The 14,701-nt window shown below is 71.6% G+C and carries 13 protein-coding genes; all 13 read right to left on the minus strand.

Features of this window, described 5'->3' with window-relative positions; genetic code table 11:
• Nucleotides 1-393, minus strand: a 393-nt coding sequence (locus MKK53_RS21000) for an ATP-binding protein (protein WP_243930713.1), incomplete at its 3' end; no start/stop codon positions are given.
• Between the two features lie 304 nt (nt 394-697).
• Nucleotides 698-1,915 carry a 5-aminolevulinate synthase gene (hemA, locus tag MKK53_RS21005; protein WP_243930714.1) on the minus strand — a complete coding sequence of 406 codons (1,218 nt, stop codon included), beginning with the start codon at nt 1,913-1,915 and terminating at the stop codon, nt 698-700.
• A gap of 135 nt (nt 1,916-2,050) precedes the next feature.
• Complete coding sequence (gene puhE / locus MKK53_RS21010) at nt 2,051-2,839, minus strand: putative photosynthetic complex assembly protein PuhE (protein WP_243930715.1); 789 nt, start codon at nt 2,837-2,839, stop codon at nt 2,051-2,053.
• Nucleotide 2,840: 1 nt separating this feature from the next.
• Nucleotides 2,841-3,929 (minus strand): magnesium-protoporphyrin IX monomethyl ester (oxidative) cyclase, encoded by a 1,089-nt coding sequence (gene acsF, locus MKK53_RS21015; RefSeq protein WP_243930716.1) that lies wholly within the window; start codon nt 3,927-3,929, stop codon nt 2,841-2,843.
• Nucleotides 3,926-4,222, minus strand: a complete 297-nt coding sequence (locus MKK53_RS21020) for a hypothetical protein (RefSeq protein WP_243930717.1) — start codon at nt 4,220-4,222, stop codon at nt 3,926-3,928. The genes acsF and MKK53_RS21020 overlap by 4 nt, the downstream gene beginning before the upstream one ends.
• Entirely contained in the window at nt 4,222-4,701 is a 480-nt protein-coding gene (puhC, locus tag MKK53_RS21025; protein WP_243930718.1) for a photosynthetic complex assembly protein PuhC, read from the minus strand. Before puhC ends, MKK53_RS21020 begins: the two co-directional genes overlap by 1 nt.
• Before the next feature lie 12 nt (nt 4,702-4,713).
• On the minus strand, nt 4,714-5,364 hold the full coding sequence (gene puhB, locus MKK53_RS21030) for a photosynthetic complex putative assembly protein PuhB (protein ID WP_243930719.1): 651 nt from the start codon (nt 5,362-5,364) through the stop codon (nt 4,714-4,716).
• Nucleotides 5,361-6,140, minus strand: coding sequence for a photosynthetic reaction center subunit H (puhA, locus tag MKK53_RS21035; RefSeq protein ID WP_243930720.1), 780 nt, complete (start codon nt 6,138-6,140; stop codon nt 5,361-5,363). Before puhA ends, puhB begins: the two co-directional genes overlap by 4 nt.
• Nucleotides 6,141-6,158: 18 nt before the next feature.
• Nucleotides 6,159-7,562, minus strand: coding sequence for a BCD family MFS transporter (locus tag MKK53_RS21040; RefSeq protein WP_243930721.1), 1,404 nt, complete (start codon nt 7,560-7,562; stop codon nt 6,159-6,161).
• Nucleotides 7,559-8,440, minus strand: coding sequence for a magnesium protoporphyrin IX methyltransferase (gene bchM / locus MKK53_RS21045; protein ID WP_243930722.1), 882 nt, complete (start codon nt 8,438-8,440; stop codon nt 7,559-7,561). Before bchM ends, MKK53_RS21040 begins: the two co-directional genes overlap by 4 nt.
• A 16-nt stretch (nt 8,441-8,456) precedes the next feature.
• Nucleotides 8,457-9,350: a ferredoxin:protochlorophyllide reductase (ATP-dependent) iron-sulfur ATP-binding protein gene (gene bchL / locus MKK53_RS21050; RefSeq protein WP_243930723.1), complete on the minus strand. Its 894-nt coding sequence runs from the start codon at nt 9,348-9,350 to the stop codon at nt 8,457-8,459.
• Complete coding sequence (locus MKK53_RS21055; RefSeq protein ID WP_243930724.1) at nt 9,347-13,153, minus strand: magnesium chelatase subunit H; 3,807 nt, start codon at nt 13,151-13,153, stop codon at nt 9,347-9,349. The genes bchL and MKK53_RS21055 overlap by 4 nt, the downstream gene beginning before the upstream one ends.
• Nucleotides 13,128-14,699, minus strand: coding sequence for a ferredoxin:protochlorophyllide reductase (ATP-dependent) subunit B (gene bchB / locus MKK53_RS21060; RefSeq protein ID WP_243930725.1), 1,572 nt, complete (start codon nt 14,697-14,699; stop codon nt 13,128-13,130). The genes MKK53_RS21055 and bchB overlap by 26 nt, the downstream gene beginning before the upstream one ends.
• Nucleotides 14,700-14,701: the final 2 nt, after the last annotated feature.

Below are 14,701 nucleotides of genomic sequence, written 5' to 3' on the forward strand. Positions count from 1 at the left end.
CCGGTTGGCGCGGGCGAGCAGCCCCGGCTCGAACGCCTTCACGCCGGCGCCGAGTGCCCGTTCGAGGTCGAGGGTGCCGACCACCCGGTCCTCGGTGGCGCCGAGGGGCAGGTCCACCACCGGCACGGGCTTTTTCTGGGATTTTCGCGGGCCGCCCGCCGCGCAGTGCGGGCAGAGGTCCGCCGGGCTCGCCGGGTCGCAATTGTAGGGACAGCCGGCCACCGCCGTCATCGGCGGCAGAAGGGCGGCGAGGCCGCGGATCGCGGTGGACTTGCCCGTCCCCCGGTCGCCGAAGACAAGCACGCCGCCGACCGCAGGGTCCACCGCCGCGATCAGCAGCGCCTGGCGCATCTCGTCCTGGCCGACGATGGCCGAGAAGGGAAAGGGGGGCACGGATACGCTCAAGGTTGAAGGGCGACCTCGCTCGCTTCACCGCCCTCATCCTGAGAGCCTGACCGAGAAGTCAGCGATTCTTCCACACTCGACCTCATCCTGAGGTGCCGAAGCGGAGCGAAGGCCTCGAAGGAGGCCTCCAGGGATCGCAGGGCCTTCTGGAGCCCTCCTTCGAGGCCCGCTCGCGCGGGCCCCTCAGGATGAGGGGGATTGATGGGAGTGATCGGCTTTTCGGTCAGGCTCCTGCGAGGCCCGTTCGCGCGGGCCCCTCAGGATGAGGGGGGAGGGTCGGGCGACGGGTTCCCTACTCCGCCGCCTTCTGACGAAGGCCGATGCGGCCCCAGATCGTGGTGAGGGCATCGACCAGATGGCCGATATCCTCGTCCGAATGAAGGGGCGAGGGCGTGATGCGCAGGCGCTCGGTGCCCCGGGCCACGGTCGGGTAGTTGATCGGCTGCACGTAGATGCCGAACTCGTCCAGGAGGGTGTCCGAGATCGCCTTGCAGAGCACCGGGTCGCAGACCATCACCGGCACGATGTGGCTGTCGTTGGGCATGGTCGGGATGTCGGCGGCCTCCAGGGCCTCGCGGACCTTGGCCACGCGCTCCTGATGGCGGGCGCGCTCGGCGCCGCTGTCCTTCAGGTGGCGGATCGAGGCCGCCGCCCCCGCCGCCACGGAGGGCGGCAGGGAGGTGGTGAAGATGAAGCCGGAGGCGAAGCTGCGCACGAAGTCGCACAGCTTCTCGGAGGCGGTGATGTAGCCGCCATGGACGGCGAAGGCCTTGCCCAGCGTACCCTCGATCACGTCGAGGCGGTGGGCCACCCCATCGCGCTCGGAGATGCCGCCGCCGCGCGCCCCGTAGAGGCCCACCGCGTGGACCTCGTCCAGGTAGGTCAGCGCGCCGTGCTTCTCGGCCACGTCGCAGATCTCGCCGATGGGGGCGATGTCCCCGTCCATCGAGTAGACCGACTCGAACGCGACGAGCTTCGGCCGGGACGGGTCGATCAGCGACAGCTTGCGGTCGAGGTCCTCGGGGTCGTTGTGGCGGAAGATGTGCCGCTCGGCCCGGCTGAACCGGATGCCCTCGATCATCGAGGCGTGGTTCTCGGAATCTGAGAACACCGCGCAGTTCGGCAGGCGCGAGGCCAGCGTGCCGAGCGCCGCCCAGTTCGAGACGTAGCCGGAGGTGAACAGCAGCGCCGCCTCCTTGCGGTGCAGGTCGGCCAGCTCCCGCTCCAGCAGCACGTGGTAGTGGTTCGTGCCGGAGATGTTGCGGGTGCCGCCCGCCCCGGCGCCGCAGCGGTCCAGGGCCTCGTGCATCGCGTTCAGCACCGTGGGGTGCTGGCCCATGCCGAGATAGTCGTTCGAGCACCACACGGTGACCGGCCGGGTGCCGCCGCCGTGGTGGTGGGTGGCATGCGGGAAGCGGCCGGCATGGCGTTCCAGATCGGTGAAGACGCGGTAGCGTCCTTCCCGGTGGAGGCCGGCGATCTCGGTGCCGAAGAAGGCCTCGTAGTCCATTCCCCTACTCCCCGGTTGCCGCGGGTTGGACCCGCTTGTTCCGTTAAGTCCGTCCCGTTCCAGAATTCGCATACGACAAATTCCAAATCGAGGGGTGTGCGGCGCCCGCGACATGCGGGCGCCGTGCGTGGTGGATCAGTCCGGCGCGCCCCGCGCCCCGTCGAGCCCCCGCCCCGGGAGGCTCCACCGCCACAGGGCGGCGGAGGGGAGCGGCAGCATCATGAACCAATGTTCCAGCGTCGCCAGCGCCATCAGCGTGGCGAGGGCGGTGAAGCCGATCAGCTCGTGCGCCAGCACCGCGTCGGCCATCGCCGCCCGCCCGAGGAGCACCGCCGCTCCGGTCCCCACCGTGACGGAGAGGGGGAACAGCCGGTTCATCGGCGCCCGCGTCAGGTAGCAGGCGAGGTAGCCCAGGTGGTCCGGCAGGAACTCCGCATGGAGGTTGCGCACGCCGAGGAACAGGTTCAGCCGCGCCGAGAGGTTCATCACCACCAGGGTGGCGTAGGTCCAGAGGGCGAACTTGTTCGGCTGGCCCCAGACGAGGGCCAGGATGGCGAGCCCGCCGACGATGATCGCGAATTCGTGCCACAGGCTGGTGGCGAGCGCCGCAAGGAACCGGTCGAGCCCCCGGTAGGAGGGTGGGCAGGCGGCGGGGCGCGGGCCGGAGACGAAGCCCATGTAGTAGCTCATCTCCTGCCAGCCCCAGACCACCAGCGCGGCGGTGAAGGCGGTGTAGGCGCCGCCGCCGCCCGTGTCCCCGGCGCTCGCCCGCACCGCCACCAGGGCCCCCGCGAGCAGGAGCGTCGCCCCCGCCATGCTCCACGGATGGGTGCGGCGCGGGGCGTGGTCGAGGAGCAGGATCAGCCCGGTGGAGAACCACCAGACCAGCACCGCGTAGACGACGGGGGCGGCGTATGTCGCCATGCTACCAGACCGGCTCGAGACGGATGTCGGCGGGCAGCGCGTTCGCCTTCACCGGAAGCAGGTAGAGCCGCACGAAGGTCAGCGCCGCGCCGGCCACGTGGCGCCCGTGCGCGAGCTTGCCCATGAGGCCGCCCTTCGCCTTGGCCGCCGCGATGCCGCGGGAATGCGCGAGCAGCGTGTCGAGCCCGGCCCGGAACTTCGGGTGGTCGATGTCGAGTTCGAGCGGGAACGTCTGCTTCGAGATCTCCGAGGTGATGCGGAAGACCTTGTAGTCGTAGTCGGTGGGATCCACCCCGAGCGCCGCGTGGAAGGCGGGGCGGTGATGGTCGCGGACATACATCGTCGCGAACACCGCGAGCAGGAAGAAGCGGATCCAGTAGCGGTTCACCCCACTCGTCAGCTTCGGGTTCGCCCGCATCAGCAGGGCGAAGGCCTCCCCGTGGCGGAACTCGTCGTTGCACCACTTCTCGAACCATTTGAAGATCGGGTGGATGCGCCGCTCGGGGTGCTTCTCCAGCTCCCGGTAGATCGTGATGTAGCGGGCGTAGCCGATCTTCTCCGACAGGTAGGTCGCGTAGAAGATGAACTTCGGCCTGAAGAACGTGTACTTCTTCGACTTCGTCAGGAAGCCGAGGTCCACGCCGATCCCGAAATCCTTCAGCGTGTCGTTGATGAAGCCGGCGTGGCGGGCCTCGTCGCGGCTCATCAGGCCGAACAGCTCCTTGATGTCCTTGTTCTTGGCGCGTTTCCGCATCTCCGCGTAGAGGACGCAGCCCGAGAACTCGGCGGTGATGGACGAGACGAGGAAGTCCAGGAACTCCTTGCGCAGCTCCGGCTCCATGGCCGACAGGTCGCAGTCGAACTCCTCGTTGCGGGTGAAGTGGCGCTTGTTGGGGTCGGCTTTCAGCTCGGCGATCAGCACGTCCCAGTCGCGGCGGACCGGCTCGACGTTCGTGCGGTCCAGCTCGGCGAAATCGGTCGTGTAGAAGCGCGGGCTCAGGAACGTCGTCTCCTGGGCGACCTTGGTCGATTCGTTGAGCGGGGTCTTCGGGATCGGCTGGCCCGAAGGGGGCGGGACGGGAGCGTTCACAGCGTCCTCCTTTCCGAGAAGCTGACCTCGAACAGTTCGGTCAGCTCGAGATGGGCGATCAGCTTGGTCCAGGCGCGCTCGAGCGCGCCGGCGCGTATGACGGTGGCGGTGCGGGCCACGGTGAGGCGCTCGCCGTAGGCCACCTGGGTCGGGGCATCGTGGACCTGCACCTCGTCGCCGGGCTCGATCTCGAAGCCGGCATCCAGGGTGACGTGCGCGTGCAGGCTCTCGGGCGTGTGCTCGATCTCGACCGTGCAGGGCACCGTGACGGTGCGGGAGCCGGGCCAGCCCATCAGCGGGCCTCCGCCGCCGGCCCGCCCTGCTCCGGAAGCAGCCGGGCGAAGGCCTGGGCGTTGGTGGAGCCGAAGGCTTCGAGGGGCACGTGCCGCCCGGTGGCCTCGTCGGACAGGTCGAGGCGCCCGTCGTCGTAGCGGGTGAGGCTGAAGGGCGGCTCGCGGCCGAGCCCGTCCCGCTGGCGGGCCTGGGCGAGGCCGCGCAGCGTGCCGCGCAGGAAGCCGTCCTCGCCGGGGCGGATCCAGGCGACGATGTGCCGGTCGCCCGCATCGCGCAGGGCGATGGAGCCGTCGGCCTGGTCCTCGGCCTGGAAATCGAGGCGCGCCAGCGCCTTGGCGGCGGGCAGCTGCGTCAGGCCGACGCCCTCGCCCCGGCCGATGGCCACGGCGAGCATCGTGAAGCCGATGAGCGCCCCCGCGCCGATCAGGAGCAGGGCCGGCACCGGCCCGACCTCCTGCCTACGGATCGCTCCGCCCATCGCATCCTCTCCCTATTCCGCCGCCACGAGGCGGGGTGCCGTCTGCGCCGGCCGCGCCACCACCACCACCGGCATCGCCGGGGCCGCATCCTCGGCATGGGCCACGAGGGCCTGTGCCAGGAGCCGGACCACCGACTCGGCCTCGGGCACGGACCGGAGCATGGGCTCGGTCCGCGACAGGTGCCAGGGCCGGACGTGGGGCCAGAGCTGAAGGTAGGCGATCCTCTGCCCCGTCCGCAACCGCAGCGGGATGTCGCCGCTGGCATCGGAGAAGGTCCGCAGCGACGCACTGTCCACTTCGGCGAAGGGCAGGTTGCGCGTCACCGGCAGGGCGATGCCCGCGTGGAGGACGATCCGCCGGTCGGTGATGGTGTAGACGGTGGTGCGGTGGGTCAGCCACGCCAGCCCCCACAGGAGGGCGAGGGCGGCGGCGCCGGTCAGCAGCACCGCCCCGCCGACCATCGCCGCCCGGGCCGGCGACGCGGCGCCCGCGGCGAAGATGCTCGCCCAGGCGCAGAACCACAGGGCGACGAGGCGGGCGTGGAACACCCGCACGAACGCCCCCGCGGTCGTCGGCGCGCCCTGCCACAGCAGGCGCTCGCCCCGCGGCAGGGGCCCGGGCAGCCCGCGCAGGGTGCCCTCGGGGAGGAAGTCGCCGCTCATAGGATCGGCTCCGCCCGCTCGGGCGTGGCGTAGAGCGTGCCCGCGCCGAAGTAGGACATGATCCGCTCCTCCTCCAGGAACGTCACCGCATCGGGGTTCTTCGTCACGGGGATGCCCGCGAACTGCGATGCCAGCAGCGCCTCGGACTTCACCGTCCGGGTGAAGCCGCCGGCCCGGCAGAAGACGGACGGCATCAGCCGCCGCCCGCCATCGGGCAGCTCGACCTCGTAGTAGCGCACCAGGGACTCGCCCCGGTCGACCCAGAGGTCGGCGACGACGCCCGCCACCGCGTTGTCGGTGCCGAACACGGTCATGCCGATGGGGTTCGGGCCGGTCTCGTGGACCACGAAGTTCGTGGCGACCCGCAGGGGCACCATCCGGTCGATGCCCTCCCAGGTCTTGTCGGTGACGTCGTGGCGGATGACGTAGGAGCCGGGGCCGACGCCGGCCGCCAGCGACCCGTCCGTGCGCTCGTAGGGCGCGCCGGGCCAGGGCTCGACCTTCCGGGCCGGGATGCCGGTCTCGATGTCCCGCCGGCCCTGCATCGCCTGGGGGGCGAAGGTGGTCTCACCGCCCGGCAGGTGGAAGCTCTTGGCGGAGGGGATGAGGAACGGGTTGGGCGAGTGGCGCAGGCCCACCGCCTCGTCCTCGAGGGGATAACCCTCGCGCCGGTCCTCCCGGCGCAGGTAGAAGACGAGACCCGCGAAGAACAGGAAGAACGCGTAGAGTACGACCTGTGCGACGTCGACGTATCCGGTCAAGGCACCTGTGGGCATGTGATCCTCCCCCTGGGTTCAGGCGGTTCGCTCGATGAGACGGTGACGGTCCGCGCTGCGCACCAGCGGCCCGAGGGCGACGAGGGCGGCAAACAGCAGCGCGATCTCGATGTGGTAGACGATGAGGTAGCCGATCGCCGGCTCGTTCATCCCCTCGCCCAGCACGCCGGTCTGGGCGATGGCCGCGCCGACGTCGCGGACGATGCCGCTGGCGGCGATGGACAGCCCGGCGGCGGTGGCCTGCACCGCTCCCCAGGCGCCGAGGGCGAGGCCGGTATCCTCCGGGCCAGCCTTGTCCATGGAGGCGGTGAGCGTGCCGTGGGCGAACAGCCCGCCCCCGAGGCCGATCAGGCTGACGCCGACCGCGAACAGGTTCTGCGAGGCGAGCGGCGCGGCGAACACCACCGCCGAGAAGGCCAGGATGCCGATCCCCGCCCCCGCCGCCGAAACCCGGAACGGGTCGCCGCCCCGGTTCAGCCAGCGGGCGGCCATCAGCAGGCCGAGCGCCCCGCCCGCCGCCAGCATCGCGGTCAGCGCCGTCGTGGCGCCCACCGGCAGGTGCAGGATCTGCCCGCCATAGGGTTCGAGCAGGATGTCCTGCATCGAGAACCCCGCCGTGCCGAGGCCGATCGCCACGAGGCGCCGCCGCGCCTGGCCGTGCCCGGCATAGACGCGCCAGGAATCCGAGAAGGTCTGGCGGGGGGCCTCGCGGCTGCGATGGGGGTCGCGCGGCTCCTGCTTCCACAGGGCCAGCCCGTTCAGCACGATGGTGACGAGGGCCGCGCCCTGGATCACCTGGATCAGCCGCACCTGCGAGAAGGTCGCCAGCGCCAGCCCGAAGATCACGGCGCTGGCCATCATCCCGACGAGGAGCGCGGCGCAGAGTAGCGCCACCACCTTCGGCCGGGCGTGCGCCGGGGCGAGGTCGGTGGCGAGCGCCAGCCCCACGGTCTGCGTGGTGTGGAGCCCGGCGCCCACGAGCAGGAAGGCCAACGCCGCCGCCACGTCGCCGACCCAGAGCGGCCCGGTGGTGTCGCCCGACAGGATCAGCAGCGCGAAGGGCATGATGGCGAGCCCGCCGAACTGCAGCAGGGTGCCGAACCAGATGTAGGGAACCCGCCGCCAGCCCAGCACCGAGCGGTGTGTGTCCGAGCGGAACCCCACCAGCGCCCGCAGCGGCGCGAAGATGAGGGGCAGCGACAGCATCACGGCGACGATCCAGGCGGGCACGCCGAGTTCGACGATCATCACCCGGTTGAGGGTGCCGATCAGCAGCACGGCGGCCATGCCCACCGTGACCTGGAACAGGGCGAGCCGCAGCAACCGCCCCATCGGCAGCTCGGCGGTCGCCGCATCCGCGAAGGGCAGGATCGACGGGGTGAGGCGCATGAGGGCGCGGGTGAGGACGCGGCCGGAACTCATGGGGCGGACCTTCCCGGTGCCGCGTTCCCTCCCCCCTCTGCGGGGGAGGGTGGCCCCCGAAGGGGGTCGGGAGAGGGGAGCGACGGTGCAGAACCCAGCGCCACGTCCCTTCCGGACACCGCGCTCCCCTCTCCCCCCCTGCCGCGCAGGGTACCCTCCCCCGCAGGGGGGGGAGGGAGAGTTCGGCTCAGCGCCACGGCGTTCGACAGGTAGAACCCGCTGTTGATCCGGTGGCTCTTCGCCCAGGCGAAGCCGTCGAGGGCGGTTTCCGACGCGATGCGCCGCCGGAGCCCTCGCTCCGTCACCGGTACGATGGCCGGCGAGCGGTCGCCCCGGGGGAACAGCTTGCCGGCCGCGTGCATCACGGTCAGCAGCGCGGTGCGGGGCGCCACGGTGAACAGGACGGAGCCGTCGGTCCGCTCCCCGAGGCGGGCCAGGGCGCGGGCGATGTCGGCGGGGCGGTAATGGATCAGCGAATCCATCGCCACCACATGGTCGAACCGGCCGAGGCCGGGGTCGAGCATGTCCCCGACGCGGAAGTCGATGCGGCCGGCGCCGGGGATCGCCGGGAGGCGTTCCTGGGCGAGCCCGACCAGCGTCGGCGACACGTCGATGGCGACCACCTCGGCCCCTCGCCGGGCGGCCTCCACGGACAGCGAACCCGTGCCGCAGCCGGCATCGAGGAGCCGCAGGCCGGTCATGTCCGCCGGCAGCCAGGCGAGCAGCGTGGCGCGCATGGCGTCGCGCCCGGCGCGGACCGTCGCCCGGACCTTGCTGACCGGCGCGTCCGAGGTCAGGCGCGACCACGCCTCGACCGCGGTGCGGTCGAAGTAGGTGGTGAGTTCGCCCCGGCGGGCGTCGTAGCTGGCGCTGGCCATCAGTCGAACCCCTCGATCAGTCGAAGCCCAGGAACTCGAACAGGTCGCGGTCCTTCATCGGGGCCGCCTCGCAGGGCTCGCCGCCGGCCCAGAGGGTCTCGGCCAGCCGCATGTACTCGGCGGTCACGGCGTCGAGCTCGGGGGAGGACTCCATCTCGAACAGCGTCGACTTCTTGAGCCGCGAGCGGCGCACCACGTCGAGGTCGGGGAAGTGGGCGAGGCGCTTCAGGCCGACCGCGTCGTTGAACCGGTCGATCTCGTCGGTCTTGGCCGAGCGGTTGGCGATGACGCCCCCGAGCCGGACGGGATAGTTCTTCGACTTGGCGTGGATGGCCGCCACGATCCGGTTCATCGCGAAGATCGAATCAAAGTCGTTGGCCGTGACGATCAGCGCCCGGTCGGCGTGCTGGAGGGGCGAGGCGAAGCCGCCGCAGACCACGTCGCCCAGCACGTCGAACACCACCACGTCGGTGTCCTCCAGCAGGTGGTGCTCCTTGAGGAGCTTCACCGTCTGCCCGACCACATAGCCGCCGCAGCCGGTGCCCGCCGGCGGGCCGCCCGCCTCGACGCACATGACGCCGTTGTAGCCCTCGACCACGAAGTCCTCGACGCGCAGCTCCTCCGAGTGGAAGTTCACGGATTCGAGGGCGTCGATCACCGTGGGGGCGAGGCGCTTGGTGAGGGTGAAGGTCGAGTCGTGCTTGGGGTCGCAGCCGATCTGCAGCACCCGCTTGCCGAGCTTCGAGAACGCCACCGACAGGTTCGACGAGGTGGTCGACTTGCCGATGCCGCCCTTGCCGTAGACGGCGAAGACCTTGGCGGTGTCGATCTTCAGATCGGGGTCGAGGGCGACCTGCAGGCTGCCCTCTTCCTTCCGCGCCACGACGGGGTTTCGGATGGCGATGTTCATGCGGCCACTCCTGCTGTGACGCCTTCGAGACGGTCCTCCAGCTCCTCCTCCGCCCGGTCGAGGGCGTCGCGGGTCGCTGCGTCAGGGGTCCAGAAGCCGCGTTTGTGAGCCTCGATCAGCCGTTGGGCGACCTTGGCGGAGGCGGTGGGGTTGAGGGAGGCGATGCGCTCGCGCATCGCCGGGTCGAGGACGAAGGTCTCGGTGATGCGCTCGTAGATCCAGGGCTGCACCGCGTTCGCGGTGGCCGACCAGCCCACCGTGTTGGTGAGGTGCGCCTCGATCTGGCGGACGCCCTCGTAGCCGTGGCCGAGCAGGGGCTCGTACCACTTCGGGTTGAGCATCCGGGTGCGGGTCTCCAGCGCGACCTGCTCCGGCAGGGTGCGGACCCGGCCTTCGCCGCGGGTCTGGTCGCTGATGTAGATCGGCACCGCCTCGCCCTTGGCCCGGGCCACCGCCCGGCCCATGCCGCCGAGCCCGTCGAAGTAGTGATCGACGCTCGTGACCCCGACCTCGACGGAATCGAGGTTCTGGTAGGCGAGATCCACGGAGGCGAGCACCGCCTTCATCAAGGCCCGCTGCGGCGCCGGCTTGCCGGTGCGGTCGTAGGCGAAGCTCTTGCGGCGGGAGAACGCCTCGCACAGCTCGTCCTCGTCGTCCCAGGAGCCGGATTCCACGAGGTGGTTGACGTTGGCGCCGTAGGCCCCCTCGGCGTTCGAGAAGACCCGGAGCGCCGCCGTCTCGATGTCGCAACCCTGCTCGGCCTGGATGGCGAGGGCGTGCTTGCGGACGAAGTTCTGCTCCACCGGCTCGTCGGCGGTGGCGGCGAGGAAGCAGGCCTGGGCGATCAGCTTGGTCTGCAGCGGCAGCAGGTCGCGGAAGATGCCGGAGAGGGTGACGACCGCGTCGATGCGCGGGCGGCCCAGGGTCTCCAGGGGGATCAGCTCGGCCCCGGCGAGGCGGCCGTAGCCGTCGAAGCGCGGGGCGGCGCCGAGGAGGGCCAGCGCCTGGGCGATGGGGCCGCCCTCGCTCTTCAGGTTGTCGGTGCCCCACAGGACGATGGCGACGCTCTCCGGCAGGGGTTTCCCCTCCTCGGCGTGGCGGGCGAGGATCCGGGCCACCTGCCGGGCGCCGTCGGCCACCGCGAAGGCGGAGGGCAGGCGGCAGGGGTCGAAGCCGTGGATGTTGCGGCCGGTGGGCAGGATCGCCGGGCTGCGCAGCAGGTCGCCGCCGGCCACCGGCTCCACGAACCGCCCGTCGAGGGCCTTCAGCAGGCCGGCGACCTCGTGGTCCGTGGAAAGCAGCGCGTTCGTCTCGGCGAGGCTGGCGAAGGCGGCGCGGGCCTCCTCCGTCGCCGGCAGGCCGGCGAGGCGCAGGGCGGCGTCCGCCCCCTCCCCCGCCACCAGGGCGGCGATGGCGGCCCGCGCGGGCTTCAGCCCGTGCGAGGCTTCCGCCACGGCGGCCAGCAGGTCGATGCGCTCCTCGGCCGGCACGCCCTCGCCCACGACATGGAGGCCGTACGGGATCAGCGTCTGTTCGAGTTCGCTCACCGCCGCCCAGAGGCTGGCGACCCGGGTGACGAAATCGCCGTCCCAGGCGGGTTCGGCGGGGACGAGGTCCACCGCCGCGCCCTGGGACTGGATCAGCGCCGCGAGGTCGGCGCGCTCGAGCCCCGCCTCCGCGTCGAGGCCGCGGAACCGCTCGATGGAGCTCTTCAGGTCGAGGAGGCCCCGGTAGAGCCCCGCCGCCGCGAGGCTCGGGGTCAGGTAGCTCACCAGCGTCGCCGCCGAGCGGCGCTTGGCCAGCGTCCCCTCGGAGGGGTTGTTGGCGGCGTAGAGGTAGACGTTCGGCAGGGCGCCGATCAGCCGCTCCGGCCAGCAGGCGTCCGACAGGCCGGTCTGCTTGCCGGGCATGAATTCGAGCGCCCCGTGGGTGCCGAAATGCAGCACGGCGTCGGCGCGGAAATCCTCGCGCAGGTAGCGGTAGAAGGCGCTGAAGGCGTGGGTCGGGGCGAAGCCGCTCTCGAACAGCAGCCGCATCGGGTCGCCCTCGTAGCCGAAGGCGGGCTGGATGCCGACGAACACGTTGCCGAACTGCGCGCCGAGCACGAACAGGCCGGCGCCGTCGCTCTGGTGGCGGCCCGGTGCCGGACCCCACTGCGCCTCGATCTCGGCGAGGTACGCCTCGCGCCGGACATGCTCGTCGGCGGGGATGCGGGCGTGGACGTTGGCCTGCGTGCCGTAGCGGCCCGCGTTGCCGGTGAGGATCGCCTCGCGCAGGGCATCGACGCTCTCGGGGACCTCGACGGTGTAGCCGTCCGCCTTCAGCCCCTTCAGGGTGTTGAGCAGCGAGGCGTAGACCGAGAGGAAGGCGGCGGTGCCGGTGGCGCCGGAATTGGGCGGGAAGTTGAACAGCACCGCCGCGATCCGGCGCTCGGCCTTCGCGGTGCGCCGGAGGGCGATGAGCTTGGCGACCCGCTCGGCCAGGCGCGCCACCCGCTCGGGGTGGGGGCGCATGTCGCGGGCGTTGTCGGCGCCGGAGGCGATGGACCGGCCGCCGAACACGCTCGGGGCGGTGGCGCCGTCGAGTTCGGGGATGGCGACCATCATCGTCGCCTCCACCGGCGAGAGGCCGCGGGCGCCGGCCTCCCATTGCTCGAGGGTCTGGAATTCCAGGGCGTGGGCGGCGAGGTAGGGCACGTCGAGCCGGGACAGCACCGCCGCCGCCGCCTTCGAATCGTTGTAGGCCGGGCCGCCGACGAGGGAGAAGCCGGTGAGCGAGACCAGTGCGTCGATGGCCGGGCGGCCGTCCCGCATGAAGAAGGTCTCGACCGCCGGGCGGTTGTCGAGGCCGGCGGCGAAGGCGGGCACCACGTCGAGGCCCCGGGCCTCCAGGGCGGCGATGACGCCGTCGTAATGGGCGGTGTTGCCGGCGAGCACGTAGCTGCGCATCAGCAGCAGGCCGACCCGGCCCGTCGCCGCCTTGTTCCGGGGCAACCGCGAAGCGTCCTCGCCGACGCGGCCCGCCATGCGCGGATGGTACAGGCCGGTCTCGGGATAGTGCAGCGGCGCCGGGGCGGCGGGGAGGTCCCGCCACGCGGCCCGGGCGCCCGCCGCGTAGCGCTGGACGAGGAAGCGCACCAGGGCGGAGACGTTCTCGTCGGACCCGGCGAGCCAGTATTGCAGGGTGAGGAAGTAGGCGCGCACGTCCTGCGCCGAGCCGGGGATGAAGCGCAGGATCTTCGGGAGCTTGCGCACCAGGGCCATCTGGCGGGCGGCGTTGCCCTCGGCGCCGGGCTTGCCGCGCAGCTTCTTGAGGAAGTCCAGGGCGCTGCGCTTCGTGCCGCTCATGTCGAAGCGGCCGATCTTGGTGGTCTTCACCACCTCGCCGGCCGAGAGGCAGCCGACCATCGCGTCGCAGGCCTCGCGCCGCGCGAGGAGCGCAGGCAGGATCGCCCGGACGTGCTCGTCCAGGAACAGCATCGCGCTCAGCACGATGTCGGCGCGGCCGATGTCGGCCTTGCACGATTCGAGGGCGGCGGGGTCCGTCTCCCACTCGGCGGCGGCGTGGAAGGCGAGGTGCAAGCCGGGCATCTCGGTCCGGAGACGCAGGCGCGCCCGCTCCACCGCGCTCGCCAAGTGATTGTCGAGCGTGACGATGACGACGCGGATGTCGGGACGGGGGGCGGCGCCCGACCCCTTGGGTCGGAACACGGCTCCCGCTCCGAAGCGTGGCCCATCCGCCGACACCGAACCGGCACCCGATCCAGCGGGGGATGCGCTAGCGGCCGAAATGCGCTTTAGCATCGTACAAGGTCTCGAGGGTGATGAGCGGAAGGCGCCGCTCTCGCGCGAACTTCTCCGTGTTGCTGCGCGCCTTGCCGCGCACGAAGAACGGGATCTTCTTCAGTTCCTTCTCGGCCTCGGGGGCCCAGATGGCGTCGGCGCCGGCTTCGATGACGGAAACGGGCGCCGGTGTCGGAGGGGGGGAGGCCGGCGCCCGGTCCACGGCCTCGGGCCGCACCGCCGGCTGGCCGCCGAGATGCGAGGGCCCGACGCCATCGTGGAACTCGGGATCCTCCCGGAACATGCCGAGGAGGTGTTCTTCGAGGCCCATCATCAGCGGGTGGACCAGGGTGTCGAACAGCACGTTCGCCCCCTCGAAGCCCATCTGCGGGGAATGGCGGGCGGGGAAGTCCTGGACGTGGACCGGCGCCGAGATCACGGCGCAGGGGAGCCCGAGCCGCTTGGCGACGTGGCGTTCCATCTGCGTGCCGAGCACCAGTTCCGGCCCGGCGGCGCGGATCGCCGCCTCGACGTCGAGGTAGTCGTCGGTGATCGTCGCCTCGATCCCGTGGGCCTCCGCCTCGGCGCGGACCTCGCGGGCGAATTCGCGGGTGTAGGTGCCGAGGCCGACGAGCTTGAAGCCGAGCTCCTTCGCCGCGACCCGGGCGAGGCCGAGCGCGTGGGTGGCGTCCCCGAACACGAAGACGCGCTTGCCGGTGAGGTAGGTCGAATCGACCGAGCGCGAGTACCACGGCAGCCGGGAGCCGGGCCCGTCGAGGACCGGCGCCGGATCGACGCCGGCCAGCGCCGCGACCTCCGCCACGAAGGCCCGGGTGCCGCCGACCCCGATGGGGATCTCCTTTGTGAAGGGCTGGCCCAGGGCGCGCTTCAGGTGCTCGGCCGCCGCGCGGGCGATCTCGGGATAGAGCACCACGTTGAAGTCGGCCGCACGCAGGCGGGCGAGGTCGGCGGGGCTGGCGCCCAGCGGCGCCACGACGTTCACGTCGATCCCGAGGTCGGCGAGGAGGCGCCGGATCTCGATGAGGTCGTCCCGGTGGCGGAAGCCCAGCGCCGTCGGCCCCAGGATGTTGCACAGGGGGCGCCGGCCCGGCTCGCGGGGCTGCGGCGCACCGGCGAGCGCCCGGACCAGCCGATAGAAGGTCTCCGAGGCGCCCCAGTTCTCCTTCTTCTGGTAGGCCGGCAGTTCGAGGGGAATCACCGGGATCGGCAGGTCGAGGGCCTTGGCGAGGCCGCCCGGATCGTCCTGGATCAGCTCGGCGGTGCAGGAGGCGCCGACGATCATCGCCTGCGGCGCGAACCGCGCGTAGGCCTGCGCCACGGCGTTCTTGAACAGCTCGGCGGTGTCGCGGCCGAGGTCCTGCGCCCGGAAGGTGGTGTAGGTGACGGGCGGGCGGCGGTCGCGCCGCTCGATCATCGTGAACAGCAGGTCAGCGTAGGTGTCGCCCTGCGGGGCGTGCAGCACGTAGTGCAGCCCGGTCATGGCGGTGGCCACGCGCATGGCGCCGATGTGGGGCGGGCCTTCGTAGGTCCAGAGGGTGAGCTGCATCG

This window comes from Methylobacterium sp. J-076 (assembly GCF_022829405.1).
Lineage (GTDB): Bacteria > Pseudomonadota > Alphaproteobacteria > Rhizobiales > Beijerinckiaceae > Methylobacterium.